40 protein-coding genes are annotated in these 24,229 nt (G+C 51.1%); 38 read left to right on the top strand and 2 right to left on the bottom strand.

The window, feature by feature from the left end:
* Positions 1-3: 3 nt before the first annotated feature.
* The 4 genes from kefG to slyD all read left to right on the top strand — a co-directional run bounded on the left by kefG (position 4) and on the right by slyD (position 3,315).
* Positions 4-555: a glutathione-regulated potassium-efflux system ancillary protein KefG gene (gene kefG, locus JWF83_RS05070; protein WP_413649115.1), complete on the top strand. Its 552-nt coding sequence runs from the start codon at positions 4-6 to the stop codon at positions 553-555.
* A complete protein-coding gene (kefB, locus tag JWF83_RS05075; protein ID WP_413649116.1) occupies positions 556-2,361 on the top strand; it encodes a glutathione-regulated potassium-efflux system protein KefB in 1,806 nt (601 codons plus the stop codon).
* Positions 2,362-2,399: 38 nt separating this feature from the next.
* Positions 2,400-2,594 (top strand): YheV family putative zinc ribbon protein, encoded by a 195-nt coding sequence (locus JWF83_RS05080; RefSeq protein WP_413649117.1) that lies wholly within the window; start codon positions 2,400-2,402, stop codon positions 2,592-2,594.
* A 151-nt stretch (positions 2,595-2,745) separates the two neighbouring features.
* Positions 2,746-3,315 (top strand): peptidylprolyl isomerase, encoded by a 570-nt coding sequence (gene slyD, locus JWF83_RS05085; protein ID WP_413649118.1) that lies wholly within the window; start codon positions 2,746-2,748, stop codon positions 3,313-3,315.
* Positions 3,316-3,420: 105 nt separating this feature from the next.
* Here the strand turns inward: slyD and JWF83_RS05090 are convergent, their stop codons facing one another.
* The gene (locus JWF83_RS05090) at positions 3,421-3,639 is read right to left on the bottom strand and encodes a protein SlyX (protein ID WP_413649119.1); all 219 of its coding nucleotides are present in this window, start codon (positions 3,637-3,639) and stop codon (positions 3,421-3,423) included.
* Positions 3,640-3,927: 288 nt separating this feature from the next.
* Here JWF83_RS05090 and fkpA point away from each other — a divergent pair, with 288 nt between their 5' ends.
* From fkpA to bfr, 11 genes are all read left to right on the top strand, one after another.
* Positions 3,928-4,749 carry an FKBP-type peptidyl-prolyl cis-trans isomerase gene (gene fkpA, locus JWF83_RS05095; protein WP_413649120.1) on the top strand — a complete coding sequence of 274 codons (822 nt, stop codon included), beginning with the start codon at positions 3,928-3,930 and terminating at the stop codon, positions 4,747-4,749.
* A 239-nt stretch (positions 4,750-4,988) separates the two neighbouring features.
* A complete protein-coding gene (locus tag JWF83_RS05100) occupies positions 4,989-5,711 on the top strand; it encodes a transcriptional regulator (protein WP_413649121.1) in 723 nt (240 codons plus the stop codon).
* Complete coding sequence (gene tusD / locus JWF83_RS05105; RefSeq protein WP_413649122.1) at positions 5,711-6,097, top strand: sulfurtransferase complex subunit TusD; 387 nt, start codon at positions 5,711-5,713, stop codon at positions 6,095-6,097. The genes JWF83_RS05100 and tusD overlap by 1 nt, the downstream gene beginning before the upstream one ends.
* The gene (gene tusC, locus JWF83_RS05110; protein WP_413649123.1) at positions 6,097-6,456 is read left to right on the top strand and encodes a sulfurtransferase complex subunit TusC; all 360 of its coding nucleotides are present in this window, start codon (positions 6,097-6,099) and stop codon (positions 6,454-6,456) included. The genes tusD and tusC overlap by 1 nt, the downstream gene beginning before the upstream one ends.
* Before the next feature lie 17 nt (positions 6,457-6,473).
* Positions 6,474-6,761 carry a sulfurtransferase complex subunit TusB gene (tusB, locus tag JWF83_RS05115; RefSeq protein ID WP_413649124.1) on the top strand — a complete coding sequence of 96 codons (288 nt, stop codon included), beginning with the start codon at positions 6,474-6,476 and terminating at the stop codon, positions 6,759-6,761.
* A gap of 125 nt (positions 6,762-6,886) precedes the next feature.
* On the top strand, positions 6,887-7,261 hold the full coding sequence (gene rpsL, locus JWF83_RS05120) for a 30S ribosomal protein S12 (RefSeq protein ID WP_003852912.1): 375 nt from the start codon (positions 6,887-6,889) through the stop codon (positions 7,259-7,261).
* 96 nt (positions 7,262-7,357) lie between these two features.
* Entirely contained in the window at positions 7,358-7,828 is a 471-nt protein-coding gene (gene rpsG, locus JWF83_RS05125; protein ID WP_017803037.1) for a 30S ribosomal protein S7, read from the top strand.
* A 96-nt stretch (positions 7,829-7,924) separates the two neighbouring features.
* Positions 7,925-10,039, top strand: coding sequence for an elongation factor G (fusA, locus tag JWF83_RS05130; protein WP_413649125.1), 2,115 nt, complete (start codon positions 7,925-7,927; stop codon positions 10,037-10,039).
* Between the two features lie 73 nt (positions 10,040-10,112).
* Positions 10,113-11,297 (top strand): elongation factor Tu, encoded by a 1,185-nt coding sequence (gene tuf / locus JWF83_RS05135; RefSeq protein ID WP_413649126.1) that lies wholly within the window; start codon positions 10,113-10,115, stop codon positions 11,295-11,297.
* A 178-nt stretch (positions 11,298-11,475) separates the two neighbouring features.
* A complete protein-coding gene (gene bfd / locus JWF83_RS05140; protein WP_413649127.1) occupies positions 11,476-11,670 on the top strand; it encodes a bacterioferritin-associated ferredoxin in 195 nt (64 codons plus the stop codon).
* Between the two features lie 84 nt (positions 11,671-11,754).
* Positions 11,755-12,231: a bacterioferritin gene (gene bfr / locus JWF83_RS05145; protein ID WP_413649128.1), complete on the top strand. Its 477-nt coding sequence runs from the start codon at positions 11,755-11,757 to the stop codon at positions 12,229-12,231.
* Here the strand turns inward: bfr and JWF83_RS05150 are convergent.
* Positions 12,215-13,000 (bottom strand): prepilin peptidase, encoded by a 786-nt coding sequence (locus JWF83_RS05150; protein ID WP_413649129.1) that lies wholly within the window; start codon positions 12,998-13,000, stop codon positions 12,215-12,217. The genes bfr and JWF83_RS05150 overlap by 17 nt on opposite strands.
* Positions 13,001-13,397: 397 nt before the next feature.
* Here JWF83_RS05150 and rpsJ point away from each other — a divergent pair, with 397 nt between their 5' ends.
* The 23 genes from rpsJ to rpmJ all read left to right on the top strand — a co-directional run bounded on the left by rpsJ (position 13,398) and on the right by rpmJ (position 24,117).
* Positions 13,398-13,709, top strand: coding sequence for a 30S ribosomal protein S10 (gene rpsJ, locus JWF83_RS05155; RefSeq protein ID WP_001181005.1), 312 nt, complete (start codon positions 13,398-13,400; stop codon positions 13,707-13,709).
* A gap of 32 nt (positions 13,710-13,741) precedes the next feature.
* Positions 13,742-14,371 (top strand): 50S ribosomal protein L3, encoded by a 630-nt coding sequence (rplC, locus tag JWF83_RS05160; protein WP_413649130.1) that lies wholly within the window; start codon positions 13,742-13,744, stop codon positions 14,369-14,371.
* A gap of 10 nt (positions 14,372-14,381) precedes the next feature.
* Positions 14,382-14,987 carry a 50S ribosomal protein L4 gene (gene rplD / locus JWF83_RS05165; RefSeq protein ID WP_413649131.1) on the top strand — a complete coding sequence of 202 codons (606 nt, stop codon included), beginning with the start codon at positions 14,382-14,384 and terminating at the stop codon, positions 14,985-14,987.
* Positions 14,984-15,286 carry a 50S ribosomal protein L23 gene (gene rplW, locus JWF83_RS05170; RefSeq protein WP_413649132.1) on the top strand — a complete coding sequence of 101 codons (303 nt, stop codon included), beginning with the start codon at positions 14,984-14,986 and terminating at the stop codon, positions 15,284-15,286. Before rplD ends, rplW begins: the two co-directional genes overlap by 4 nt.
* 17 nt (positions 15,287-15,303) lie before the next feature.
* Positions 15,304-16,125, top strand: a complete 822-nt coding sequence (gene rplB / locus JWF83_RS05175) for a 50S ribosomal protein L2 (RefSeq protein ID WP_413649133.1) — start codon at positions 15,304-15,306, stop codon at positions 16,123-16,125.
* A 16-nt stretch (positions 16,126-16,141) separates the two neighbouring features.
* The gene (rpsS, locus tag JWF83_RS05180; RefSeq protein WP_004929772.1) at positions 16,142-16,420 is read left to right on the top strand and encodes a 30S ribosomal protein S19; all 279 of its coding nucleotides are present in this window, start codon (positions 16,142-16,144) and stop codon (positions 16,418-16,420) included.
* Positions 16,421-16,434: 14 nt separating this feature from the next.
* Complete coding sequence (gene rplV / locus JWF83_RS05185) at positions 16,435-16,767, top strand: 50S ribosomal protein L22 (RefSeq protein ID WP_052902732.1); 333 nt, start codon at positions 16,435-16,437, stop codon at positions 16,765-16,767.
* A gap of 17 nt (positions 16,768-16,784) precedes the next feature.
* The gene (gene rpsC / locus JWF83_RS05190; RefSeq protein WP_413649134.1) at positions 16,785-17,483 is read left to right on the top strand and encodes a 30S ribosomal protein S3; all 699 of its coding nucleotides are present in this window, start codon (positions 16,785-16,787) and stop codon (positions 17,481-17,483) included.
* 12 nt (positions 17,484-17,495) lie between these two features.
* Positions 17,496-17,906, top strand: a complete 411-nt coding sequence (gene rplP, locus JWF83_RS05195) for a 50S ribosomal protein L16 (RefSeq protein ID WP_015962145.1) — start codon at positions 17,496-17,498, stop codon at positions 17,904-17,906.
* Complete coding sequence (gene rpmC / locus JWF83_RS05200; protein WP_413649135.1) at positions 17,906-18,097, top strand: 50S ribosomal protein L29; 192 nt, start codon at positions 17,906-17,908, stop codon at positions 18,095-18,097. The genes rplP and rpmC overlap by 1 nt, the downstream gene beginning before the upstream one ends.
* Positions 18,097-18,351, top strand: coding sequence for a 30S ribosomal protein S17 (gene rpsQ, locus JWF83_RS05205; RefSeq protein ID WP_017799048.1), 255 nt, complete (start codon positions 18,097-18,099; stop codon positions 18,349-18,351). Before rpmC ends, rpsQ begins: the two co-directional genes overlap by 1 nt.
* Positions 18,352-18,585: 234 nt before the next feature.
* On the top strand, positions 18,586-18,957 hold the full coding sequence (gene rplN / locus JWF83_RS05210; protein WP_020322771.1) for a 50S ribosomal protein L14: 372 nt from the start codon (positions 18,586-18,588) through the stop codon (positions 18,955-18,957).
* A 10-nt stretch (positions 18,958-18,967) separates the two neighbouring features.
* Positions 18,968-19,282, top strand: a complete 315-nt coding sequence (gene rplX, locus JWF83_RS05215; protein WP_413649136.1) for a 50S ribosomal protein L24 — start codon at positions 18,968-18,970, stop codon at positions 19,280-19,282.
* A gap of 14 nt (positions 19,283-19,296) precedes the next feature.
* Positions 19,297-19,836: a 50S ribosomal protein L5 gene (gene rplE / locus JWF83_RS05220; RefSeq protein ID WP_413649137.1), complete on the top strand. Its 540-nt coding sequence runs from the start codon at positions 19,297-19,299 to the stop codon at positions 19,834-19,836.
* Between the two features lie 14 nt (positions 19,837-19,850).
* Positions 19,851-20,156 (top strand): 30S ribosomal protein S14, encoded by a 306-nt coding sequence (gene rpsN, locus JWF83_RS05225; RefSeq protein ID WP_413649138.1) that lies wholly within the window; start codon positions 19,851-19,853, stop codon positions 20,154-20,156.
* A gap of 33 nt (positions 20,157-20,189) precedes the next feature.
* Complete coding sequence (rpsH, locus tag JWF83_RS05230; protein WP_413649139.1) at positions 20,190-20,582, top strand: 30S ribosomal protein S8; 393 nt, start codon at positions 20,190-20,192, stop codon at positions 20,580-20,582.
* Between the two features lie 12 nt (positions 20,583-20,594).
* Entirely contained in the window at positions 20,595-21,128 is a 534-nt protein-coding gene (rplF, locus tag JWF83_RS05235; protein WP_413649140.1) for a 50S ribosomal protein L6, read from the top strand.
* A gap of 9 nt (positions 21,129-21,137) precedes the next feature.
* A complete protein-coding gene (rplR, locus tag JWF83_RS05240; RefSeq protein WP_052902743.1) occupies positions 21,138-21,491 on the top strand; it encodes a 50S ribosomal protein L18 in 354 nt (117 codons plus the stop codon).
* A 14-nt stretch (positions 21,492-21,505) separates the two neighbouring features.
* On the top strand, positions 21,506-22,006 hold the full coding sequence (rpsE, locus tag JWF83_RS05245) for a 30S ribosomal protein S5 (protein WP_017799041.1): 501 nt from the start codon (positions 21,506-21,508) through the stop codon (positions 22,004-22,006).
* 5 nt (positions 22,007-22,011) lie between these two features.
* Entirely contained in the window at positions 22,012-22,191 is a 180-nt protein-coding gene (rpmD, locus tag JWF83_RS05250) for a 50S ribosomal protein L30 (RefSeq protein WP_024966590.1), read from the top strand.
* Between the two features lie 3 nt (positions 22,192-22,194).
* Entirely contained in the window at positions 22,195-22,629 is a 435-nt protein-coding gene (rplO, locus tag JWF83_RS05255; protein WP_413649141.1) for a 50S ribosomal protein L15, read from the top strand.
* Positions 22,630-22,636: 7 nt separating this feature from the next.
* A complete protein-coding gene (gene secY / locus JWF83_RS05260; RefSeq protein ID WP_413649142.1) occupies positions 22,637-23,968 on the top strand; it encodes a preprotein translocase subunit SecY in 1,332 nt (443 codons plus the stop codon).
* A 32-nt stretch (positions 23,969-24,000) separates the two neighbouring features.
* Positions 24,001-24,117, top strand: a complete 117-nt coding sequence (gene rpmJ / locus JWF83_RS05265; protein ID WP_013204118.1) for a 50S ribosomal protein L36 — start codon at positions 24,001-24,003, stop codon at positions 24,115-24,117.
* Positions 24,118-24,229 lie beyond the last annotated feature (112 nt).

Below are 24,229 nucleotides of genomic sequence, written 5' to 3' on the forward strand. Positions count from 1 at the left end.
TAGATGTCGCAGCCAGTTAAAGTTTTGCTGCTTTATGCCCACCCGGAATCACAAGATTCGATTGCCAATCGTGTTTTGTTGCAGCCGGCCAGGCAGTTAGCCAATGTCACCGTGCACGATCTCTATGCACACTATCCTGATTTTTTTATTGATGTGAATTACGAACAACAACTGCTGCGTGAACATCAGGTGATAGTCTTTCAGCATCCGCTGTATACCTACAGCTGCCCGGCGCTGTTAAAAGAGTGGCTGGATCGCGTTTTATCGCGTGGCTTCGCCAGCGGCGTTGATGGCAACGTGCTGGAGGGCAAATACTGGCGTAGCGTGATTACCACCGGTGAGCCAGAAGCGGCCTATCATCAGGATGGGCTGAACCGCTATCCGATGTCCGAAATTATGCGTCCCTTTGAGCTGACGGCACAGCTGTGCCGTATGCACTGGATGACGCCGATGATCATCTATTGGGCGCGTCGTCAAACGCCAGATATGATGAAAAATTATGCGCGTGCTTATGGTGACTGGCTGGCGTCACCGTTGCCGCACGGAGGTTTATAAATGGAAGGACAAACCCTTCTGACTGCCGGCGTTCTCTATCTGTTTGCCGCCGTAGTCGCGGTGCCGATTGCCGCGCGACTGGGGATTGGCGCTGTACTGGGCTATTTACTGGCCGGCATTGCCATTGGCCCCTGGGGATTAGGATTTATCAGCGATGTTGATGAGATCCTGCACTTCTCGGAACTCGGCGTGGTGTTCCTGATGTTTATCATTGGCCTGGAGCTGAACCCCGCCAAGCTGTGGCAACTGCGCCGCTCGATCTTTGGCGTAGGCGCGGCGCAGGTGATTTTCAGCGCCGCGGTACTCGGCGGTCTGTTGTGGCTGACCCATTTTTCCTGGCAGGCGGCGATGATTGGCGGTATTGGTCTGGCAATGTCGTCAACGGCGATGGCGTTACAACTGATGCGCGACAAAGGGATGAACCGTAGTGAATCCGGGCAGCTCGGCTTTTCGGTGCTGTTATTTCAGGATATCGCGGTGATCCCGGCGCTGGCGCTGGTGCCGCTGCTGGCAGGCGGCGACAGTGGTCATATCGACTGGATAAAAGTCGCCATGAAGGTGCTGGCATTTGTCGGCATGCTGATCGGCGGTCGCTATTTACTGCGGCCGATCTTCCGTTATATTGCCGCTTCCGGGGTACGTGAAGTATTTACCGCCGCCGCGTTGCTGCTGGTACTGGGCTCGGCGCTGTTTATGGATCTGCTTGGCGTCTCTATGGCACTCGGCACTTTTATCGCCGGGATCCTGCTGGCGGAGAGTGAATACCGCCATGAGCTGGAGATCGCCATTGAGCCGTTTAAAGGATTGCTGCTTGGCCTGTTCTTTATTTCAGTCGGCATGGCGCTGAATCTCGGGGTGCTCTATACCCATATTATTGAGATCCTGCTTGGCGTTATCGGGCTGGTGGCGGTGAAAATTGCCGTACTGTATCTGTTATCGCGTATTTACGGCCTGCGCAGTTCGGAACGTCTGCAGTTTTCCGGCGTGTTAAGCCAGGGTGGGGAGTTTGCCTTTGTGCTGTTTTCGGCGGCTTCGTCAGCCGGGCTGTTTAGCGGCGACCAGCTGCCACTGCTGTTGGTGACGGTCACCCTGTCGATGATGACTACGCCGCTACTGATGCAGGGGATCGACCGCATCCTGATGCGCCGCTTTAATGAAGTGGATGACCACGATGAGAAACCCTTTGTTGAAGATGATAAGCCACAGGTGATTGTGGTGGGTTTCGGCCGCTTTGGTCAGGTGGTTGCTCGTCTGCTGATGGCGAATAAAAAGCGGATTACGGTGCTGGAACGTGATATCAGCGCCGTAAGTCTGATGCGCAAATATGGCTATAAAGTATACTATGGGGATGCCACGGAACTGGAGCTGTTGCGGGCGGCCGGGGCGGAAAGTGCGCAATCGATAGTGATTACCTGCAATGCGCCGGAAGATGCGATGACGATTGTGCATCTGTGTCAGCAACATTTCCCGCATCTGCAAATTCTTGCCCGGGCGCGTGGGCGCGTAGAAGCGCATGAACTGTTGCAGGCGGGGGTGACGCAATTCTCCCGTGAAACCTTCTCCAGTGCGCTGGAGTTAGGGCGTAAAGCGTTGATGACTGTCGGTATGCATCCGCATCAGGCGCATCGCGCGCAGTTACACTTTCGCCGTCTGGATATGCGCATGCTGCGCGAACTGATGCCGAACCATGGCGACAGCGCGCAAATTTCCCGCGTGAAAGAAGCAAGGCGCGAGCTGGAGGATATTTTCCAGATGGAGATGCAGCATGAGAAGCGGCAGTATGACGGCTGGGACGGCTTTGAATAATGTTGGCTGACGCCAAAAAATGTTGATGGGTAGACATAATGCGTAAACGCTTTATCGCCGGTGCGGTTTGTCCGCATTGCCAGCAAAAAGATACACTCGCGCTGTGGCGCGAAAACAATGTTGATGTCGTTGAGTGTGTGAAGTGCGGCCATCAAATGCGCGAAGCGGATAAGCAGGTACGCGATCAGGTTCGCACTAACGAGCAAGTGATCGGTATTTTTCATCCTGACTAGCGTAATACCCCAGCTTTTTTTAAGCTTAAGCGTACAGCGGGGTTGAATTCCGTTACAATCGGCGCAATTAAGAACCTTTCTGGTTGGTATTATTGCACGCAAAAATAGACCAATGAGGCAGGATCTCAGTTCTCAACGGTTAGGAGATATCATGAAAGTAGCAAAAGACCTGGTGGTTAGCCTGGCCTATCAGGTACGTACAGAAGACGGTGTATTGGTTGATGAGTCTCCGGTGAGCGCACCGTTGGACTATCTGCACGGTCATGGTTCCCTGATTTCTGGTCTGGAAAAGGCACTGGAAGATCATGTGGTTGGCGATAAATTTGATGTGCATATCGCGTCAAATGATGCCTATGGTCAGTATGATGACAATCTGGTGCAGCGTGTACCGAAAGACGTATTTATGGGCGTCGATGAGCTGCAGGTTGGTATGCGTTTCCTGGCAGAAACCGATCAGGGTCCGGTACCGGTAGAAATCACCGAAGTTGAAGATGAGCATGTTGTGGTTGATGGTAACCATATGCTGGCGGGTCAGAACCTGAACTTCAACGTTGAAGTTATGGCGATTCGTGAAGCGACCGCTGAAGAGCTGGCCCATGGCCACGTTCACGGCGAAGATGGCCATCATCATGACCATGATCACGACCATGACCATGACCATGATCACGACCATGGTAAAGGTGGTTGCGGTGGTAACGGTGGTTGTGGTTGTCACCACTAAGTATTCGATGCTGATTAAAAAAGGCCGCTTAATGCGGCCTTTTTGTTTTTATGGATTTTTCATACGAAGAATGTGCAAGCGACAGCAACGCAGCCATGCTGAAAATCAGTAGTGCGGAGGCGGTGTCTCTTCCGATTGCGAGGCAATCATTGATGGCGCTGCGGCTTTTAGCTTATCCAGCATCAGACGTAACTGTTCACGCATTTTCGCCATTTCTAATTCATGCTGCACCACCGTCTGATTCAGCTCATCAATGGTGTGCTCCTGAAAAGCCAGCTTGCTTTCCAGTATTTCCAGTCGCTGTTCAAACAATGATTGTTGCATACTATTTCCTCTTGTTACCGCATGCGAACCACATTGCGGCGAATTCTCTGATTCTACCGGTAAAAGCATAGTATTCACCAGGTAAAAGCGGCTAATTTCGCCAGAACGATTGAAAAAGAGTTATGTTGGCTATACGTACTGTTTGAAACTTAACGCGCTTGCAGTAGTCGTAGGTTAACTTAGTAATTTTGTTGCGGGAGTAGGTAGTTTCTTCGCACACAGTTATAGTACTGACCGCAAGGTTAAAAATTATTCCCGAGGTGAGAGGCTTCGGTTTTGGAGAAATGGATGAAATCACTGTTTAAAGTTACATTGTTAGCCACCACCATGGCCGTAGCGCTGAATGCACCGCTGGCAATGGCTGCAGAAACTGCACCTGCTCAACAGGCCGCGCCTCAGGCTCCTAAGAATGCCGCATTCAAAAATGATGACCAGCAGTCGGCTTATGCGCTGGGCGCATCGCTGGGCCGCTATATGGAAAACTCTCTGAAGGAACAAGAGAAGCTGGGCATCGCGCTGGATAAAGATCAGCTGATCGCCGGTGTTCAGGATGCGTTTGCCGGTAAAAGCAAACTCACCGATCAGGAAATTGAGCAAACCCTGCAGTCTTTTGAAGGCCGTGTGAAGGGCGCCGCTCAGGCGAAAATGGAAAAAGACGCGAAAGAGAATGCCGGTAAAGGCGACGCTTACGCGGCGAAATTCGCCAAAGAGAAAGGCGTGAAGAAAACCGAGTCTGGCCTGTTGTATCAGGTTGAGAAAGAGGGTGCCGGCGATGCGCCAAAAGATAGCGATACCGTAGTCGTCAACTACAAAGGTACGCTGATCGACGGAACTGAGTTTGATAACTCCTACACCCGTGGCGAACCGCTCTCTTTCCGTCTTGATGGCGTGATCCCTGGCTGGACCGAAGGTCTGAAGCACGTGAAGAAAGGCGGCAAAATTAAGCTGGTGATCCCACCGCAACTGGCTTACGGCAAAAATGGCGTGCCGGGTATTCCGGCTAACTCCACGCTGGTATTTGACGTAGAGCTGCTGGATATCAAACCAGCGCCAAAAGCTGATGCTCAGGCTCCGGCTGAAGCGCCGGCAACTGAGAAACCCGCGCAGTAATTACCTGACGCAGGTTTATCATCCCCCGCAATCAGCGGGAAAAGCCGCCGCAATCACTGCGGCGGTTCTGTTATTACTGTTCTGCGTCATCACTTTTCATCATTCTCCGCAATTAGCAACAAAGGTCGGGACACAGCTTTCCCGGATTTGCTAAACTATCGATCGCGCAAAATTCTGTATGATGAGTCTGCCCAGGCCGCGCTGAGACAGGCTCCAGCCAATATTAGGGTGTCTCTTCCATGTCTAATCCATTCAGTCCCAGTGAGATGATCGAATCAGACTTACTGGAGCGACGGCCATTCGTGCAGACCGATCACGATATTCTGCAGTCATATGAAGCAGTAGTTGATGGTCTGGCGATGCTGATCGGCTCGCATTGTGAAATCGTGCTGCACTCGCTGGAAGATTTAAAATGCTCAGCGGTGCGGATTGCCAATGGTGAACATACCGGACGCAAAATCGGCTCGCCGATTACCGACCTCGCCTTACGTATGCTGCATGATATGACCGGCGCTGACAGTAATGTCTCCAAAGCCTATTTTACCCGCGCCAAGAGCGGGGTGCTGATGAAATCGGTGACCATTGCGATTCGCAATCGCGATGAGCGGGTAATCGGGCTGCTGTGTATTAATATGAACCTTGATGTGCCCTTCTCGCAGATTATGTCGACGTTTATGCCGCCGGAAATCAAAGAGGTGGCGTCATCGGTCAACTTTGCCTCTTCGGTTGATGATCTGGTGATGCAAACACTGGAGTTCACCATTGAAGAGGTGAGTGCGGATCGTAATGTATCGAACAATGCCAAGAACCGTCAGATTGTGCTCAATCTGTATGAGAAAGGTATTTTCGATATTAAAGATGCGATTAATCAGGTGGCTGATCGCCTGAATATCTCTAAGCACACGGTTTACCTCTACATTCGCCAGTTCAAAAGCGGCGATTTTCAGGGGCATGACCGCTAATGCAGTTTACTTTACTGGTCACCGGTCCGGCTTACGGCACCCAGCAAGCCAGCAGCGCATGGCTGTTTGCCAGAGCCATACTTGCTGCGGGACATACGCTGAGCAGCGTCTTCTTCTATCGTGAAGGCGTGCTGAATGCGAATCAGCTGACGGCGCCGGCCAGTGATGAGTTTGATCTGGTGCGCGGCTGGCAGCAGTTACAGGCGGAGCAGGGTACGGCGCTGCATATTTGTGTGGCGGCGGCGTTGCGGCGTGGGGTGACTGACCAGCAGCAGGCGCAAAGTCTGGCATTGCCCGGCGCCAATCTGCAGCCGGGCTTTCAACTGACCGGATTAGGTTCGCTGGCGGAAGCGGCGTTAAGTTGTGAACGGCTGGTGCAATTCTGATGAATTCGATCGCCTTTATCTTTTCCCATGCGCCGCATGGCACCAGCGCCGGACGCGAGGGGCTGGATGCGGTGCTGGCGACCTCGGCGCTGAGCGACAATATTGCGCTGTTTTTTATCGGCGATGGCGTACTGCAGTTAACTGCGGGTCAGCAGCCGGAAAAGATCCTCGCCCGCAACTATATCGCCACCTTCGGTATATTGTCGTTGTATGATGTCGGGCAGTGCTATCTTTGCGCCGATTCGCTTGCCGAGCGTGGCTTATCCGCTAAGGACCCGCGCGTGCTGCCAGCTGAAGTATTAAGCAGCGCCGCACTGCGTGAGCGCCTTGGGCAATTTGATCGGATCGTGACGTTTTGACCTTTTAAGGAACAGCGATGCTGCATACGCTGATGAATTCTCCCTTTCAGTGCGACTTCGCGCTGATGCTGCGCATGCTGAAAACCGGCGATGAGCTGTTATTGCTGCAGGATGGGGTTTTGGCCGCGCTGGAAGGAAGCCAGCCGTTGACCGCGCTATTAGCGGCGCCCGTTACACTCTACGTTTTGCGCGAGGACGTTGACGCACGCGGCCTTTTTGCGCAAATCTCCGCCAAAGTGACGCCAGTAAGCTATAATGATTTCGTTGCGCTGGCGGTGAAACACCCACAGCAAATAACCTGGTAAGTACGGTAATCCTGGTTATTTCTTGACACCTTTTAAGCTCAGCCCTAAAATTCTGCGTCCTCGTGATACTACGAGGCGATTTATTACGTGTTTACGAAGCAAAAGCAAACCCCAGGAGCTATTTAATGGCAACAGTTAACCAGCTGGTTCGCAAACCACGCGTACGCAAAGTTGCAAAGAGCAACGTGCCTGCGCTGGAAGCCTGCCCGCAAAAACGTGGTGTATGTACTCGCGTATATACTACTACTCCTAAAAAACCGAACTCCGCACTGCGTAAAGTATGTCGTGTTCGCTTAACCAATGGTTTTGAAGTTACCTCCTACATCGGTGGTGAAGGTCATAACCTGCAGGAACACTCCGTGATCCTGATCCGTGGCGGTCGTGTTAAAGACTTGCCAGGTGTGCGTTACCACACCGTTCGTGGCGCGCTTGACTGCTCAGGTGTTAAAGACCGTAAGCAGGCTCGCTCCAAGTATGGCGTGAAGAAGCCAAAGGCTTAATGGTTCTCCGTTAAGTAAGGCCAAACGTTTTAAACTAAATGTCAAAATAAACTCGTAGAGTTTTGGACAATCCTGAATTAACAACGGAGTATTTCCATGCCACGTCGTCGCGTTATTGGTCAGCGTAAAATTCTGCCGGATCCTAAGTTCGGATCAGAGCTGCTGGCTAAATTTGTAAATATCCTGATGGTAGATGGTAAAAAATCTACTGCAGAAGCAATCGTCTATACCGCGCTGGAGACCCTGGCTCAGCGTTCTGGTAAAAACGAACTGGAAGCTTTCGAAGTCGCTCTCGACAACGTGCGCCCGACTGTAGAAGTTAAGTCTCGCCGCGTTGGTGGTTCTACTTATCAGGTACCAGTTGAAGTCCGTCCGGTTCGTCGTAATGCTCTGGCAATGCGTTGGATCGTTGAAGCTGCTCGTAAACGCGGTGATAAATCTATGGCTTTACGCCTGGCGAACGAACTTTCTGATGCTGCAGAGAACAAAGGTACTGCAGTGAAGAAACGTGAAGACGTTCACCGTATGGCTGAAGCTAACAAGGCGTTCGCGCACTACCGCTGGTAATCGCCAGGTAGTAGTTAAGCTAACCAGGCGGGCGCCTGAACTGGCCAACCCGCTTGGGTTAACTAACCATGAACGTCTGAGAATCAGAGGAATCAAATGGCTCGTATAACACCTATTGCACGCTATCGTAACATTGGTATCAGTGCACATATCGACGCCGGTAAGACCACAACTACCGAACGTATTCTGTTCTACACCGGTGTAAACCACAAAATCGGTGAAGTGCATGATGGCGCGGCCACCATGGACTGGATGGCGCAGGAGCAGGAGCGTGGTATTACCATCACCTCCGCAGCGACCACAGCATTCTGGTCTGGTATGGCGAAGCAGTTTGAGCCACACCGCATCAACATTATCGACACCCCTGGACACGTTGACTTCACCATCGAAGTAGAACGTTCCATGCGTGTTCTCGACGGCGCAGTAATGGTTTACTGTGCAGTTGGTGGCGTTCAGCCACAGTCTGAAACCGTATGGCGTCAGGCAAACAAATATAAAGTTCCACGTATCGCGTTCGTTAATAAAATGGACCGTATGGGTGCGAACTTCCTGAAAGTTGTTGGTCAGATTAAATCTCGTCTGGGCGCTAACCCTGTTCCATTGCAGCTGGCAATTGGCGCAGAGGAAAAATTCACCGGTATTGTTGACCTGGTGAAAATGAAAGCGATCAACTGGAACGATGATGATGCCGGCGTGACCTTCGTTTACGAAGAGATCCCAGCTGATTTGGCCGATCTGGCTGAAGAATGGCATCAGAACCTGATCGAATCTGCAGCGGAAGCTTCTGAAGAGCTGATGGAGAAATACCTCGGCGGCGAAGAACTGACTGAAGAAGAGATCAAAGGCGCACTGCGTCAGCGCGTGCTGAACAACGAAATCATTCTGGTCACCTGTGGTTCTGCATTTAAGAACAAAGGCGTTCAGGCGATGCTGGATGCGGTTGTTGAATACCTGCCAGCACCAACTGACGTTCCGGCGATCAATGGTATGCTGGACGATGGTAAAGATACCCCGGCAGTTCGTCACGCTTCTGATGAAGAACCCTTCTCTGCACTGGCGTTCAAAATTGCTACCGACCCATTCGTGGGTAACCTGACGTTCTTCCGCGTGTACTCAGGCGTGGTTAACTCCGGTGATACCGTAGTGAACTCCGTGAAAGCAGCACGTGAGCGTTTTGGTCGTATCGTTCAGATGCACGCCAACAAACGTGAAGAGATTAAAGAAGTTCGTGCAGGCGATATCGCAGCGGCAATCGGTCTGAAAGACGTGACCACTGGTGATACCCTGTGTGATCCAGACCACGTGATCATTCTGGAGCGTATGGAATTCCCTGAACCGGTAATCTCCATCGCAGTAGAACCAAAAACCAAAGCTGACCAGGAAAAAATGGGTCTGGCTCTGGGTCGTCTGGCGAAAGAAGACCCGTCTTTCCGCGTATGGACTGACGAAGAATCTAACCAGACTATTATCGCTGGTATGGGTGAGCTGCATCTCGACATCATCGTTGACCGTATGAAGCGTGAATTCAACGTTGAAGCGAACGTAGGTAAACCTCAGGTTGCTTACCGTGAAGCGATTCGTGCGAAAGTTACCGATATCGAAGGTAAACACGCCAAGCAGTCTGGTGGTCGCGGTCAGTATGGTCATGTCATTATCGACATGTACCCACTTGAGCCGGGTTCAAACCCGAAAGGTTACGAATTTATCAACGACATTAAAGGTGGTGTTATTCCTGGCGAATACATCCCTGCGGTTGATAAAGGTATTCAGGAACAGCTGAAGTCTGGTCCTCTGGCGGGTTATCCGGTAGTTGACCTCGGCGTGCGTCTGCACTTCGGTTCTTACCATGACGTTGACTCCTCTGAGCTGGCGTTTAAACTGGCAGCATCTATCGCCTTCAAAGATGGCTTTAAGAAAGCAAAACCTGTGCTTCTTGAGCCAATCATGAAGGTTGAAGTTGAATCGCCAGAAGAGAACACTGGTGATGTTATCGGTGACCTTAGCCGTCGTCGTGGTACGCTGCGCGGTCAGGAAACCAACGTCACTGGCGTTGTGATCCATGCTGAAGTTCCGTTGTCTGAAATGTTTGGATACGCAACGCAGCTGCGTTCTATCACCAAAGGCCGTGCATCTTACTCCATGGAATTCCTGAAGTATGATGATGCGCCGAATAACGTCGCTCAGGCCGTTATCGAAGCCCGTGGTAAATAAGTTTCGGGTTTAAACAATTGATCCCGTGCTCTCCTTTCCACAGGGGAGAGCACAGCAAGTAAGGAATATCGCCGTGGCTAAAGAAAAATTTGAACGTAAAAAACCGCACGTTAACGTTGGTACTATCGGCCACGTTGACCACGGTAAAACTACCCTGACTGCAGCTATCACCACCGTACTGGCTAAAACCTACGGCGGTTCTGCTCGTGCATTCGACCAGATCGATAACGCGCCGGAAGAAAAGGCTCGTGGTATCACCATCAACACTTCTCACGTTGAATATGACACCCCGTCTCGCCACTACGCGCACGTTGACTGCCCGGGACACGCCGACTACGTCAAAAACATGATCACTGGTGCTGCACAGATGGACGGCGCTATCCTGGTTGTTGCTGCGACTGACGGCCCAATGCCTCAGACCCGTGAGCACATCCTGCTGGGTCGCCAGGTTGGCGTTCCTTACATCATCGTGTTCCTGAACAAATGCGACATGGTTGATGACGAAGAGCTGCTGGAACTGGTTGAGATGGAAGTACGTGACCTGCTGTCACAGTACGACTTCCCAGGCGACGACACGCCAATCGTTCACGGTTCTGCTCTGAAAGCGCTGGAAGGCGAAGCAGAGTGGGAAGCTAAAATCATCGAACTGGCTGGCTTCCTGGATTCTTACATCCCTGAACCAGAACGTGCGATTGATAAGCCTTTCCTGCTGCCTATCGAAGACGTATTCTCCATCTCCGGTCGTGGTACAGTTGTTACCGGTCGTGTAGAGCGCGGTATCGTTAAAGTTGGTGAAGAAGTTGAAATCGTTGGTATCAAACCTACCGCGAAATCAACCTGTACCGGCGTTGAAATGTTCCGCAAACTGCTGGACGAAGGCCGTGCTGGTGAGAACGTTGGTGTTCTGCTGCGTGGTATCAAACGTGAAGATATCGAACGTGGTCAGGTTCTGGCTAAACCAGGTTCTATCAAACCTCACACTCAGTTCGAGTCTGAAGTTTATATCCTGTCTAAAGACGAAGGCGGCCGTCATACTCCGTTCTTCAAAGGCTACCGTCCACAGTTCTACTTCCGTACTACTGACGTGACCGGTACCATCGAACTGCCAGAAGGCGTTGAGATGGTAATGCCTGGTGACAACATCAAAATGGTTGTTACCCTGATCCACCCAATCGCGATGGATGACGGTCTGCGTTTCGCAATCCGTGAAGGCGGCCGTACTGTAGGCGCCGGCGTTGTTGCTAAAGTTATCGCTTAATTGCTGATGCTTTAACGTGGTTGGGTAACCTGCCACAGCAATAAGAAAGAGCACTTCGGTGCTCTTTTTTTTTGCCTGTCAGACGGCTGATTGACCGCAACGAATTGCTGTACTAACCATTGAAATAAAAACGATTCGCATTTACACTATTGATCAGAAATTGTACTGGAGTGCTTAAATGTACGTCTGTTTGTGTAATGCCGTCAGTGATAAAACCATCCGTGAAGCGGTTCGTCGTTATCAGCCCAAATCTATTCAGCATCTTCGCCAGTTAGTCCCGGTCGGTAAGCAGTGCGGTAAATGCATTCGCGCCGCGCGCGAAATTATGGATGAAGAGCTACAGCACTCCCCGCAGTACAAAGAGATCGCCTGATAATAACCCTGAATTTAGTCGTGGAATTTTGACATCCTTCAATCCGCATCTACGCTGATATTAACTGGAAGCGGAGGAAGCAAAATGAAGGGCGATAGTAAAATCATAAATCATCTCAACAAATTATTAGGAAATGAACTGGTAGCCATCAACCAGTATTTCCTGCATGCGCGGATGTTCAAAAATTGGGGACTGATGCGCCTGAATGACGTTGAGTACCACGAGTCAATTGATGAAATGAAGCATGCGGACAAATATATTGAACGCATCCTGTTTCTCGAAGGCATTCCCAACCTGCAGGATCTTGGCCGGTTACGCATTGGTGAGGATGTGGAAGAGATACTGAAATCCGATCTGGCGCTCGAGCTGGAAGGGGCTAAGGATCTGCGCGAGGCAATTGCTTACGCAGATAAGGTTTATGATTATGTCAGTCGCGATATGATGATCGAAATCCTTGCGGATGAAGAGCATCACATCGATTTTCTCGAGACAGAACTCGATCTTATCGGGAAAATAGGTGTTCAGAACTATTTGCAGTCACAGATCAAAGAAGCCAGTTAAACCAGTCAGTCTCCCCATGTTGCAGCAGAAGAACCCACCATCCGGCAATCGACAGGCATGGCCCGAACGGTTGCTGGATGGTTTTTTCTCGCCGTGCCTGCCCCGCCAGCCAGCTGGCAATCCCCAGCACTGCTGCCAGCGTTGCCACCAGCGGCAAAGCAGACAGGCCAGTCCAGGCGCCAATCGCGGCGAAATATTTGATATCCCCCCATCCGATCCCCTCGCGCTGCCGGCGTAAATAGTAGAGCCACCAGAGCGAAGCCAGCGTGAGATAGCCAAACATCGCCCCCAGAACCGCCTGTTGCAGCTGGTGCAGAGAGAGGTGCAGATTAAATAGCAGGCCGCACCACACCAGCGGTAGCGTCAGGGCGTCAGGTAATAGCAGATGCCGCCGATCGATTTCACTGAGTACCAGCGCCACCGCACTGAAGAGCGTAAGCCATGCCAGCAGGGCAGGGCGCTGATAGCAATGCCACACCAGTACCGCCAGCAACAGTGCGCTGGTCAGCTCGATATAGCAGGGGTAGCGGGTAATCAGCTGCTGACAATAGCGGCAGCGGCCACGCAGCCACAGCCAGCTGAGTAGCGGCAGCAGGTCCGCCAGCCGGAGCCGATGGCCACAGGAGCCGCAGCGGGAAGGGGGCCGGCAGATACGCTGTAGCCAGCAACGGCCATTGACGCCGGCAGGAAAACGTTCAATCACCAGACAGAGAAAACTGCCCAGCAGGGCGCCACCCAGCAGCGCGGGGATCACCAGCCACTTATCCATAAATGCCTCCCGGTACACTGCCGGGCAGCATAAAACAGCAGAAAAGGGCTTGTCACGCGGTGATAGCGGCGAGATGGCGTAACGCGAATACCGCACACAGCGGCAGATGATAACCGCCATGATTACAGCAGCAGCTTTGCGGTCGATCCCAGTTATCCGCGTTTTAGCGCCGAATGGTGAATATGGGTTGCTTCCTGAGCAGATTTACGTATAATGCGCGGGCCTGTCATTTATGTCAGGCGCGATTCAACTGGAATCGCACGGCGGATGTTAACGCATCTGGCCAGACAATACTCCCGATTGGGGAGTTACGTACCGACGATTACACTCCTCCATCAATCGTAATGGATGTGGGTAGTAATTCTTTTCGTTTATAAATAATTGGAGCTCTGGTCTCATGCAGAACCAAAGAATCCGTATCCGTCTTAAAGCGTTTGATCATCGTCTGATCGATCAATCAACTGCGGAAATCGTTGAGACTGCCAAGCGCACTGGTGCGCAGGTTCGTGGTCCAATCCCGCTGCCAACCCGCAAAGAGCGCTTTACCGTTCTGATCTCCCCGCACGTTAACAAAGACGCGCGCGATCAGTATGAAATTCGCACTCACAAGCGTCTGGTTGACATCGTTGAGCCAACCGAAAAAACGGTTGATGCTCTGATGCGTCTGGATCTGGCTGCCGGTGTTGACGTGCAGATCAGCCTGGGTTAATCAGGTCATTGAGCGATTGAGAGGTTGAAACAATGATTGGTTTAGTCGGTAAAAAAGTGGGCATGACCCGTATCTTCACTGAAGATGGCGTTTCTATCCCAGTAACCGTGATCGAAATTGAAGCAAACCGCGTTACTCAGGTCAAAGGCCTGGAAAACGAAGGTTACACTGCTGTTCAGGTAACTACCGGTGCTAAAAAAGCAAACCGTGTAACTAAGCCTGAAGCAGGTCATTTTGCTAAAGCTGGTGTTGAAGCTGGCCGTGGTCTGTGGGAATTCCGCACTGTTTCAGGCGATGAATTCACCGTAGGTCAGAGCATTAATGTCGATATTTTCGCTGACGTGAAAAAAGTTGACGTGACTGGTACGTCCAAGGGTAAAGGTTTTGCCGGTACTGTTAAGCGCTGGAACTTCCGTACTCAGGATGCTACCCACGGTAACTCCTTGTCTCACCGTGTTCCGGGTTCTATCGGTCAGAACCAGACTCCGGGCAAAGTGTTCAAAGGCAAGAAAATGGCAGGGCAGATGGGTAATGAGCGCGTAACCGTTCAGAGCCTCGACGTTGTGCGTGTTGACGCTGAGCGCAACCTGCTGCTGGTTAAAGGTGCAGTTCCCGGTGCTACCGGTAGCGACCTGATCGTTAAACCAGCTGTGAAGGCGTAAGGGGATAGCCATGGAATTAGTATTGAAAGACGCGCAAAGCGCGCTGACTGTTTCCGAAACTACCTTCGGTCGTGATTTCAACGAAGCGCTGGTACACCAGGTTGTTGTTGCTTATGCAGCAGGTGCCCGTCAAGGTACCCGTGCTCAGAAGACTCGTGCTGAAGTAACTGGTTCCGGCAAAAAGCCGTGGCGCCAGAAAGGTACCGGCCGTGCGCGTTCAGGTACTGTGAAGAGCCCGATCTGGCGTTCTGGTGGCGTAACCTTCGCTGCGAAGCCACAGGACCACAGTCAAAAAGTAAACAAAAAGATGTACCGCGGCGCGCTGAAAAGCATTCTGTCCGAACTGGTACGTCAGGAACGTCTGATCGTTGTCGAGCAGTTCTCTCTGGAAGCACCGAAAACTAAGTTGCTGGTAGAGAAGCTGAAAGACATGGCTCTGGAAGATGTGCTGATCATCACTGGCGAACTGGAAGAGAACCTGTTCCTGGCCGCACGTAACCTGTACAAGGTTGACGTTCGTGATGCAGCCGGTATCGACCCAGTTAGCCTGATCGCCTTCGACAAAGTCGTTATGACTGCTGATGCAGTTAAGCAAGTTGAGGAGATGCTGGCATGATCCGTGAAGAACGTCTGCTGAAAGTAGTGCGCGCGCCGCACGTATCTGAAAAAGCATCTGCTGCGATGGAAAAAACCAATACCATCGTTCTCAAAGTTGCTAAAGACGCGACCAAAGCAGAAATCAAAGCCGCTGTGCAGAAACTTTTCGAAGTTGAAGTCGAAGTCGTTAATACCCTGGTTGTTAAGGGTAAAACTAAACGTCACGGACAGCGTATTGGTCGTCGTAGCGACTGGAAAAAAGCTTACGTCACCCTGAAAGAAGGCCAGAATCTGGACTTCGTCGGCGGCGCTGAGTAAGTCGGAGGAGAAGAACAATGGCAATTGTTAAATGTAAACCGACATCTCCGGGTCGTCGTCACGTAGTTAAAGTGGTGAACCCAGAGCTGCATACTGGCAAGCCTTTCGGCCCGCTGGTTGAGAAGAAAAGCAAAACCGGTGGCCGTAACAACAATGGTCGTATCACTACCCGTCATATCGGTGGTGGTCACAAGCAGGCTTACCGTATTGTTGACTTCAAACGCAACAAAGATGGTATCCCGGCAGTTGTTGAACGTCTTGAGTACGATCCTAACCGTTCCGCGAATATCGCGCTGGTTGTGTACAAAGATGGCGAACGCCGTTATATCCTGGCCCCTAAAGGCCTGAAAGCTGGCGATCAGATTCAATCTGGCGTTGATGCTGCGATCAAAGCAGGTAACACTCTGCCGATCCGTAACATTCCAGTGGGTTCTACCGTACATAACGTAGAAATGAAACCAGGCAAAGGCGGTCAGATTGCTCGCTCCGCTGGTGCTTACGTGCAGATCGTTGCGCGTGAAGGTTCCTACGCTACCCTGCGTCTGCGTTCTGGTGAAATGCGTAAAGTCGAATTAGACTGCCGCGCAACGCTGGGCGAAGTCGGTAACGCTGAGCATATGCTGCGCGTTCTGGGTAAAGCTGGTGCAACTCGTTGGCGTGGTGTTCGTCCTACCGTTCGCGGTACTGCGATGAACCCAGTCGATCACCCGCACGGTGGTGGTGAAGGTCGTAACTTTGGTAAGCACCCGGTAACCCCGTGGGGCGTTCAGACCAAAGGTAAGAAGACCCGTAGCAACAAGCGTACCGATAAATTTATCGTACGTCGCCGTAGCAAATAATTTTAGAGGATAAGCCATGCCACGTTCTCTCAAGAAAGGTCCTTTTATTGACCTGCACTTGCTGAAGAAGGTAGAGAAAGCGGTGGAAAGCGGTGACAAGAAGCCCCTGCGCACTTGGTCCCGTCGTTCAACGATCTTTCCTAACATGATCGGTTTGACCATCGCTGTCCATAATGGTCGTCAGCACGTTCCAGTCTTTGTTTCCGACGAAATGGTTGGTCACAAACTGGGTGAATTTGCGCCGACTCGTACTTATCGCGGACACGCGGCCGACAAAAAAGCCAAGAAACGCTAAGGCAGGAGGAAGAGATGGAAACTTTAGCTCAACATCGCCACGCTCGTTCTTCTGCTCAAAAGGTTCGCCTGGTGGCTGACCTTGTACGCGGTAAGAAAGTGTCGCAGGCTCTGGATATTCTGACCTACACCAATAAGAAAGCGGCTGTACTGGTTAAGAAAGTCCTGGAATCTGCCATTGCTAACGCCGAACACAACGATGGCGCTGACATTGATGATCTGAAAGTGACGAAAATTTTCGTCGACGAAGGCCCAAGCATGAAGCGCATTATGCCGCGTGCGAAAGGTCGTGCAGATCGCATCCTGAAGCGCACCAGCCACATTACTGTGGTTGTGTCCGATCGCTGAGACTCTGGAGACTAGCAATGGGTCAGAAAGTACATCCTAATGGTATTCGACTGGGTATTGTTAAACCCTGGAACTCTACCTGGTTCGCAAATACCGCTGAATTCGCTGACAACCTGGACAGCGATTTTAAAGTGCGTCAGTTCCTGACTAAAGAACTGGCCAAAGCGTCCGTATCTCGTATCGTTATCGAGCGTCCGGCTAAGAGCATCCGTGTGACTATTCACACCGCTCGCCCTGGCATCGTTATCGGTAAGAAAGGCGAAGACGTAGAAAAACTGCGCAAGGTCGTAGCGGATATCGCTGGCGTTCCTGCACAGATCAATATCGCCGAAGTCCGTAAACCGGAACTGGACGCTAAATTGGTTGCTGACAGCATCACTTCACAGCTGGAGCGTCGTGTGATGTTCCGTCGTGCTATGAAGCGTGCTGTACAGAACGCAATGCGTCTGGGCGCTAAAGGGATTAAAGTTGAAGTTAGTGGCCGTCTGGGCGGTGCAGAAATCGCGCGTACTGAATGGTACCGTGAAGGCCGCGTGCCATTGCACACCCTGCGTGCTGACATTGACTACAACACCTCTGAAGCGCACACCACTTATGGTGTAATCGGCGTTAAGGTATGGATCTTCAAAGGTGAGATCCTGGGTGGTATGGCTGCTGTTGAACAACCGGAACCGGCTGCTCAACCTAAAAAGCAGCAGCGTAAAGGCCGTAAGTAAGGAGAGTCGCTGATGTTACAACCAAAGCGTACGAAATTCCGTAAAGTGCACAAAGGCCGCAACCGTGGTCTGGCGCAGGGTACGGATGTTAGCTTCGGTACTTTCGGTCTGAAAGCTGTTGGCCGTGGTCGTCTGACTGCCCGTCAGATCGAAGCAGCACGTCGTGCTATGACCCGTGCAGTTAAGCGTCAAGGTAAGATCTGGATCCGTGTATTCCCGGACAAACCGATCACCGAGAAGCCGCTGGAAGTGCGTATGGGTAAAGGTAAAGGTAACGTGGAGTATTGGGTTGCCTTGATCCAGCCTGGTAAAGTCCTGTATGAAATGGACGGCGTATCAGAAGAGCTGGCCCGTGAAGCATTCAAGCTGGCAGCAGCAAAACTGCCTATCAAAACCACCTTTGTAACTAAGACGGTGATGTAATGAAAGCAACAGAGCTGCGTGAAAAAAGCGTTGAAGAGCTTAACACTGAGCTGCTTAATCTGCTGCGTGAGCAGTTTAACCTGCGCATGCAGGCAGCATCCGGCCAGCTGCAACAGACTCATCTGTTGAAGCTGGTACGTCGTGATGTTGCACGCGTTAAGACTTTACTGACTGAGAAGGCGGGTGCGTAATGACCGATAAAATCCGTACTCTGCAAGGTCGTGTCCTGAGTGACAAAATGGAGAAATCCATCGTTGTTGCGATTGAACGTTTTGTGAAACACCCTATCTACGGTAAGTTCATCAAACGTACGACCAAACTGCACGTACATGACGAGAACAACGAATGTGGTATCGGCGACGTGGTTGAAATCCGCGAATGCCGTCCACTGTCCAAGACAAAGTCATGGACGTTGGTTCGCGTTGTAGAGAAAGCGATTCTGTAATAGAATCTGCCCTCTTATTTACCCAACAGATTTCAGGGTGCGGGAAACAACACTTCTGTAGCCTGAATGATGAACGGTAAAAAAATAAGATAAACGGCTCGGCCTGGTCGAGCCGTTTATTTTTTCTACCCATATGCGGGAACCGGTGTTATAATGCCGCGCCCTCAATTATGGGGCTTTCTAACGACCTGTATCAGGTCCCGAAGTAGTAGTTGACATTAGCGGAGCACTAAAATGATCCAAGAACAGACTATGCTGAACGTCGCCGACAACTCCGGTGCACGTCGCGTAATGTGTATCAAGGTTCTGGGTGGCTCGCACCGTCGCTACGCAGGCGTAGGCGACATCATCAAAATTACCATCAAGGAAGCAATTCCTCGCGGTAAGGTTAAGAAGGGTGATGTGCTGAAAGCGGTAGTGGTGCGCACCAGGAAGGGTGTTCGTCGCCCGGACGGTTCTGTCATTCGCTTCGATGGTAATGCATGCGTTATTTTAAATAATAACAGCGAGCAACCAATCGGTACGCGTATTTTTGGGCCGGTAACTCGTGAACTTCGTAATGAAAAGTTCATGAAAATTATCTCTCTGGCACCAGAAGTACTCTAAGGAGCGAGCAATGGCAGCTAAAATCCGTCGCGATGACGAAGTTATCGTGCTGACCGGTAAAGATAAAGGTAAGCGCGGTAAAGTTAAGAATGTCCTGACTTCTGGTAAGGTCATTGTTGAAGGTATCAACCTGGTTAAAAAACATCAGAAGCCTGTTCCGGCCCTGAACCAACCAGGTGGCATCGTTGAAAAGGAAGCTGCTGTGCAGGTTTCTAACGTTGCGATCTTCAATGCGGCTACCGGTAAGGCAGACCGTGTAGGCTTTAGATTCGAAGACGGCAAAAAAGTCCGTTTCTTCAAGTCTAACAGCGAAACTATCAAGTAATTTGGAGTAGTACGATGGCGAAACTGCATGATTACTACAAAGACGAGGTAGTCAAAAAACTCATGACTGAGTTTGGCTACAATTCTGTCATGCAAGTCCCTCGGGTCGAGAAGATCACCCTGAATATGGGTGTGGGTGAAGCGATCGCTGACAAGAAACTGCTGGACAATGCAGCAGCTGATCTGACAGCAATCTCCGGTCAAAAGCCGTTGATCACCAAAGCACGCAAATCTGTTGCAGGCTTCAAAATCCGTCAGGGCTATCCGATCGGCTGTAAAGTAACTCTGCGTGGCGAGCGCATGTGGGAGTTCTTTGAGCGTCTGATCTCTATTGCTGTTCCACGTATCCGTGACTTCCGTGGCTTGTCCTCTAAGTCATTCGATGGCCGTGGTAACTACAGCATGGGCGTTCGTGAGCAGATCATCTTCCCAGAAATCGACTATGACAAAGTCGATCGCGTTCGTGGTTTGGATATTACCATTACCACTACTGCGAAATCTGACGATGAAGGCCGTGCTCTGCTGGCTGCCTTTGACTTCCCGTTCCGCAAGTAAGGTAGGGTTACTTCATGGCTAAGCAATCGATGAAGGCACGCGAAGTCGTTCGCGTAAAACTGGCTGATAAATACCGCGCTAAACGCGAGGAATTGAAAGCTATTATCTCTAGTGTGAACTCATCCGACGAAGAACGTTGGGATGCTGTTCTTAAGCTGCAGACTCTGCCGCGTGATTCCAGCCCGTCACGTCAGCGTAACCGCTGCCGCCAAACTGGTCGTCCGCACGCTTTCCTGCGGAAGTTCGGGTTGAGCCGTATCAAGGTCCGTGAAGCCGCTATGCGCGGTGAAATTCCGGGTCTTAGAAAGGCTAGCTGGTAATTGTCACCAATTGAATCACGGGAGTAAAGACAGATGAGCATGCAAGATCCGATCGCGGATATGCTGACCCGTATCCGTAACGGTCAGGCCGCGAACAAAGTTGCGGTCACCATGCCTTCCTCCAAGCTGAAAGTGGCGATTGCCAACGTGCTGAAGGAAGAAGGCTATATTGAAGAATTTAAAATCGAAGGCGACACCAAGCCAGAACTGGAACTGACTCTTAAGTATTTCCAGGGTAAAGCTGTGGTAGAGAGCATTCAACGTGTAAGCCGTCCAGGTCTGCGTATTTATAAACGCAAAGACGAACTGCCAAAAGTTATGGCAGGACTGGGTGTCGCCGTTGTTTCTACCTCTAAAGGTGTTATGACTGATCGTGCAGCGCGCCAGGCAGGTCTTGGCGGCGAAATTATCTGCTACGTTGCTTAATCGGAGGAAAGAATGTCTCGTGTTGCTAAAGCACCAGTCGTGATTCCTGCCGGCGTAGAGGTAAAACTCAACGGTCAGGTAATTTCGATTAAAGGTAAAAACGGCGAGCTGACTCGTACTATCAATGATGCTGTTGAAGTTAAACATGCTGACAACGTTCTCACTTTCGCTCCACGCGAAGGTTCCGTTGATGGCTGGGCGCAAGCGGGTACTTCTCGCGCGCTGCTTAATTCAATGGTTATCGGTGTTACCGAAGGCTTCACTAAGAAGCTGCAGCTGGTTGGTGTAGGTTATCGTGCGGCCGTTAAAGGCAACTCGGTGAGTTTGGCCCTGGGCTTCTCTCATCCTGTTGACCACGAGCTGCCAGCGGGAATCACTGCTGAATGTCCGTCTCAGACTGAAATCGTGCTCAAGGGCGCTGATAAACAGCTGATCGGTCAGGTTGCAGCGGATATTCGCGCCTACCGTCGTCCTGAGCCTTATAAAGGCAAGGGTGTTCGTTACGCCGACGAAGTCGTGCGTACCAAAGAGGCTAAGAAGAAGTAAGGTAACACTATGGATAAGAAATCTGCTCGTATCCGTCGTGCGACCCGCGCACGTCGCAAGCTCAAAGAGCTGGGTGCAACTCGCCTGGTAGTACATCGTACTCCGCGTCATATTTACGCACAGGTCATTGCTCCGAACGGTTCTGAAGTTTTGGTTGCTGCTTCTACTGTAGAAAAAGCTATCACTGAACAACTGAAGTATACCGGCAACAAAGACGCTGCGGCTGCTGTGGGTAAAGCACTGGCTGAACGCGCTCTCGAAAAAGGCATCAAAGATGTTTCTTTCGACCGTTCCGGTTTCCAATATCATGGTCGCGTCCAGGCACTGGCAGATGCTGCTCGTGAAGCTGGCCTTCAGTTCTAAGGTAGAGGTGTAAGATGGCACACATCGAGAAACAAGCTGGCGAACTGCAGGAAAAGCTGATCGCGGTAAACCGTGTATCTAAAACTGTTAAAGGTGGTCGTATTTTCTCCTTCACAGCATTGACTGTGGTAGGTGACGGTAACGGTCGCATCGGTTTTGGTTACGGTAAAGCGCGTGAAGTTCCAGCAGCGATCCAGAAAGCGATGGAAAAAGCCCGTCGCAATATGATTAACGTCGCGCTGACCAACGGCACCCTGCAGCACCCTGTTAAAGGCGTGCATACGGGTTCCCGCGTGTTCATGCAGCCAGCTTCCCAGGGTACCGGTATTATCGCCGGTGGTGCAATGCGCGCCGTCCTGGAAGTCGCTGGGGTTCATAACGTTCTGGCTAAAGCCTATGGTTCCACCAACCCGATTAACGTGGTTCGTGCAACTCTGGATGGTCTGGCCAATATGAGTTCCCCGGAAATGGTCGCTGCCAAGCGTGGTAAATCCGTTGAAGAAATTCTGGGGTAATGACCATGGCAAAGACTATTAAAATTACTCAAACCCGCAGTGCAATCGGTCGTCTGCCAAAACACAAGGCAACGCTGCTTGGCCTGGGTCTGCGTCGTATTAACCACACCGTAGAGCGTGAAGACACGCCAGCTGTACGCGGCATGGTTAACGCGATTTCCTACATGGTTAAAGTGGAGGAGTAACAGATGCGTTTAAATACTCTGTCTCCGGCCGAAGGGTCTAAGCACGCACCGAGACGTCTGGGTCGTGGTATTGGTTCTGGCCTCGGTAAAACCGGTGGTCGTGGTCACAAAGGTCAGAACTCTCGTTCTGGCGGTGGCGTACGTCGCGGGTTCGAAGGTGGTCAGATGCCTCTGTACCGTCGTCTGCCGAAATTCGGTTTCACCTCTCGCAAAGCGATGATCACAGGCGAAGTTCGTCTGTCTGACCTGGCGAAAGTTGAAGGCGGGATCGTCGACCTGAACACGCTGAAAGCGGCCAACATTATCGGTATTCAGATTGAATTCGCTAAAGTCATTCTGTCTGGCGAAGTTTCTGCTCCGGTAACGGTTCGTGGTCTGCGTGTCACTAAAGGCGCTCGTGCTGCAATCGAAGCTGCTGGCGGTAAAATTGAGGAATAAGTAGCAGATGGCTAAGCAACCGGGATTAGATTTTCAAAGTGCCAAGGGTGGTTTTGGCGAACTCAAACGCAGACTTCTGTTTGTGATTGGTGCGCTGATTGTCTTCCGCATTGGCTCTTTTATTCCGATCCCTGGTATCGATGCCACTGTACTTGCCAAACTGCTTGAGCAACAGCGTGGCACCATCATTGAAATGTTTAACATGTTCTCTGGTGGTGCTCTGAGCCGTGCTTCTATTTTTGCCCTGGGTATCATGCCGTATATTTCGGCATCGATTATTATCCAGCTGCTGACGGTGGTTCATCCTGCCCTGGCAGAGATCAAGAAAGAAGGGGAGGCTGGCCGTCGTAAGATAAGCCAGTACACCCGTTACGGTACTCTGGTACTGGCGGTATTTCAGTCAATCGGTATTGCTACCGGTTTACCGAATATGCCTGGTATGCAGGGCCTGGTGTTAAATCCAGGCTTTGCATTCTACTTTACCGCTGTTGTGAGTCTGGTTACCGGGACAATGTTCCTGATGTGGCTGGGCGAACAGATTACTGAACGAGGTATCGGTAACGGTATCTCGATCATTATCTTCGCTGGTATTGTTGCGGGATTGCCGCCGGCCATTGGCCATACCATCGAGCAAGCGCGGCAAGGCGACCTGCACTTCCTCCTGTTGCTGTTGGTTGCAGTTCTCGTATTTGCAGTGACCTTCTTCGTTGTTTTCGTTGAGCGTGGTCAACGCCGCATTGTGGTGAACTATGCGAAACGTCAGCAAGGCCGTCGTGTCTATGCTGCGCAGAGCACGCATTTACCGTTGAAAGTGAATATGGCGGGCGTAATCCCGGCTATCTTTGCTTCCAGCATTATCCTGTTTCCAGCGACCATTGCGTCCTGGTTCGGGGGCGGTACCGGTTGGAACTGGTTAACGACAATTTCGATGTATTTACAACCAGGTCAGCCGTTGTATGTGTTACTCTATGCGACTGCAATCATCTTCTTCTGTTTCTTTTATACCGCGTTGGTTTTCAACCCTCGTGAAACAGCAGATAACCTGAAGAAGTCTGGTGCATTTGTACCAGGAATTCGTCCGGGAGAGCAAACGGCGAAGTATATCGATAAAGTAATGACTCGCCTGACTTTGGTCGGTGCTATGTATATTACTTTCATCTGCCTAATCCCGGAGTTCATGCGTGATGCGATGAAAGTTCCATTCTACTTCGGCGGTACATCACTGCTGATCGTAGTCGTGGTCATCATGGACTTTATGGCTCAAGTGCAAACTCTGATGATGTCAAGTCAGTACGAGTCTGCATTGAAGAAAGCAAACCTGAAAGGCTACGGCCGTTAATCAGGCGCTTGAAGAAGTTACGGAGAGAAAAAATGAAAGTTCGTGCTTCCGTCAAGAAATTATGTCGTAACTGCAAAATCGTGCGTCGCGAAGGTGTCGTTCGTGTGATTTGTAGTGCCGAGCCAAAGCATAAACAGCGCCAAGGCTGATTTTCACATATTTTTCTTGCAAAGTCGGGTTGAGCTGGCTAGATTAGCCAGCCAATCTTTTGTATGTCTATGCGCTGCCATTTGAGTATCCTGAAACGGGCTTTTCGGCATG

This window comes from Pantoea sp. B65, assembly GCF_047308185.1.
GTDB lineage: Bacteria > Pseudomonadota > Gammaproteobacteria > Enterobacterales > Enterobacteriaceae > Erwinia.

Excerpts from the sequence above, each read along its gene's own strand:
- rpsN (WP_413649138.1), top strand. The coding sequence starts at position 19,851 with ATGGCTAAGCAATCGATGAAGGCACGCGAAGTCGTTCGCGTAAAACTG.
- fusA (WP_413649125.1), top strand. The coding sequence starts at position 7,925 with ATGGCTCGTATAACACCTATTGCACGCTATCGTAACATTGGTATCAGT.
- tusC (WP_413649123.1), top strand. The coding sequence starts at position 6,097 with ATGAATTCGATCGCCTTTATCTTTTCCCATGCGCCGCATGGCACCAGC.
- JWF83_RS05080 (WP_413649117.1), top strand. The coding sequence starts at position 2,400 with ATGCGTAAACGCTTTATCGCCGGTGCGGTTTGTCCGCATTGCCAGCAA.
- rpsJ (WP_001181005.1), top strand. The coding sequence starts at position 13,398 with ATGCAGAACCAAAGAATCCGTATCCGTCTTAAAGCGTTTGATCATCGT.
- tusD (WP_413649122.1), top strand. The coding sequence starts at position 5,711 with ATGCAGTTTACTTTACTGGTCACCGGTCCGGCTTACGGCACCCAGCAA.
- rplD (WP_413649131.1), top strand. The coding sequence starts at position 14,382 with ATGGAATTAGTATTGAAAGACGCGCAAAGCGCGCTGACTGTTTCCGAA.
- rplR (WP_052902743.1), top strand. The coding sequence starts at position 21,138 with ATGGATAAGAAATCTGCTCGTATCCGTCGTGCGACCCGCGCACGTCGC.
- kefG (WP_413649115.1), top strand. The coding sequence starts at position 4 with ATGTCGCAGCCAGTTAAAGTTTTGCTGCTTTATGCCCACCCGGAATCA.
- rpsC (WP_413649134.1), top strand. The coding sequence starts at position 16,785 with ATGGGTCAGAAAGTACATCCTAATGGTATTCGACTGGGTATTGTTAAA.
- kefB (WP_413649116.1), top strand. The coding sequence starts at position 556 with ATGGAAGGACAAACCCTTCTGACTGCCGGCGTTCTCTATCTGTTTGCC.
- slyD (WP_413649118.1), top strand. The coding sequence starts at position 2,746 with ATGAAAGTAGCAAAAGACCTGGTGGTTAGCCTGGCCTATCAGGTACGT.
- rplB (WP_413649133.1), top strand. The coding sequence starts at position 15,304 with ATGGCAATTGTTAAATGTAAACCGACATCTCCGGGTCGTCGTCACGTA.
- tusB (WP_413649124.1), top strand. The coding sequence starts at position 6,474 with ATGCTGCATACGCTGATGAATTCTCCCTTTCAGTGCGACTTCGCGCTG.
- fkpA (WP_413649120.1), top strand. The coding sequence starts at position 3,928 with ATGAAATCACTGTTTAAAGTTACATTGTTAGCCACCACCATGGCCGTA.
- secY (WP_413649142.1), top strand. The coding sequence starts at position 22,637 with ATGGCTAAGCAACCGGGATTAGATTTTCAAAGTGCCAAGGGTGGTTTT.
- rpsG (WP_017803037.1), top strand. The coding sequence starts at position 7,358 with ATGCCACGTCGTCGCGTTATTGGTCAGCGTAAAATTCTGCCGGATCCT.
- rplE (WP_413649137.1), top strand. The coding sequence starts at position 19,297 with ATGGCGAAACTGCATGATTACTACAAAGACGAGGTAGTCAAAAAACTC.
- rplV (WP_052902732.1), top strand. The coding sequence starts at position 16,435 with ATGGAAACTTTAGCTCAACATCGCCACGCTCGTTCTTCTGCTCAAAAG.
- rplP (WP_015962145.1), top strand. The coding sequence starts at position 17,496 with ATGTTACAACCAAAGCGTACGAAATTCCGTAAAGTGCACAAAGGCCGC.
- JWF83_RS05100 (WP_413649121.1), top strand. The coding sequence starts at position 4,989 with ATGTCTAATCCATTCAGTCCCAGTGAGATGATCGAATCAGACTTACTG.
- bfd (WP_413649127.1), top strand. The coding sequence starts at position 11,476 with ATGTACGTCTGTTTGTGTAATGCCGTCAGTGATAAAACCATCCGTGAA.
- rplF (WP_413649140.1), top strand. The coding sequence starts at position 20,595 with ATGTCTCGTGTTGCTAAAGCACCAGTCGTGATTCCTGCCGGCGTAGAG.
- rplN (WP_020322771.1), top strand. The coding sequence starts at position 18,586 with ATGATCCAAGAACAGACTATGCTGAACGTCGCCGACAACTCCGGTGCA.
- rpsS (WP_004929772.1), top strand. The coding sequence starts at position 16,142 with ATGCCACGTTCTCTCAAGAAAGGTCCTTTTATTGACCTGCACTTGCTG.
- bfr (WP_413649128.1), top strand. The coding sequence starts at position 11,755 with ATGAAGGGCGATAGTAAAATCATAAATCATCTCAACAAATTATTAGGA.
- rpsH (WP_413649139.1), top strand. The coding sequence starts at position 20,190 with ATGAGCATGCAAGATCCGATCGCGGATATGCTGACCCGTATCCGTAAC.
- rpmD (WP_024966590.1), top strand. The coding sequence starts at position 22,012 with ATGGCAAAGACTATTAAAATTACTCAAACCCGCAGTGCAATCGGTCGT.
- rpsL (WP_003852912.1), top strand. The coding sequence starts at position 6,887 with ATGGCAACAGTTAACCAGCTGGTTCGCAAACCACGCGTACGCAAAGTT.
- rpsE (WP_017799041.1), top strand. The coding sequence starts at position 21,506 with ATGGCACACATCGAGAAACAAGCTGGCGAACTGCAGGAAAAGCTGATC.
- rpsQ (WP_017799048.1), top strand. The coding sequence starts at position 18,097 with ATGACCGATAAAATCCGTACTCTGCAAGGTCGTGTCCTGAGTGACAAA.
- rplX (WP_413649136.1), top strand. The coding sequence starts at position 18,968 with ATGGCAGCTAAAATCCGTCGCGATGACGAAGTTATCGTGCTGACCGGT.
- rplO (WP_413649141.1), top strand. The coding sequence starts at position 22,195 with ATGCGTTTAAATACTCTGTCTCCGGCCGAAGGGTCTAAGCACGCACCG.
- rplC (WP_413649130.1), top strand. The coding sequence starts at position 13,742 with ATGATTGGTTTAGTCGGTAAAAAAGTGGGCATGACCCGTATCTTCACT.
- rpmJ (WP_013204118.1), top strand. The coding sequence starts at position 24,001 with ATGAAAGTTCGTGCTTCCGTCAAGAAATTATGTCGTAACTGCAAAATC.
- JWF83_RS05090 (WP_413649119.1), bottom strand. The coding sequence starts at position 3,639 with ATGCAACAATCATTGTTTGAACAGCGACTGGAAATACTGGAAAGCAAG.
- rplW (WP_413649132.1), top strand. The coding sequence starts at position 14,984 with ATGATCCGTGAAGAACGTCTGCTGAAAGTAGTGCGCGCGCCGCACGTA.
- rpmC (WP_413649135.1), top strand. The coding sequence starts at position 17,906 with ATGAAAGCAACAGAGCTGCGTGAAAAAAGCGTTGAAGAGCTTAACACT.
- JWF83_RS05150 (WP_413649129.1), bottom strand. The coding sequence starts at position 13,000 with ATGGATAAGTGGCTGGTGATCCCCGCGCTGCTGGGTGGCGCCCTGCTG.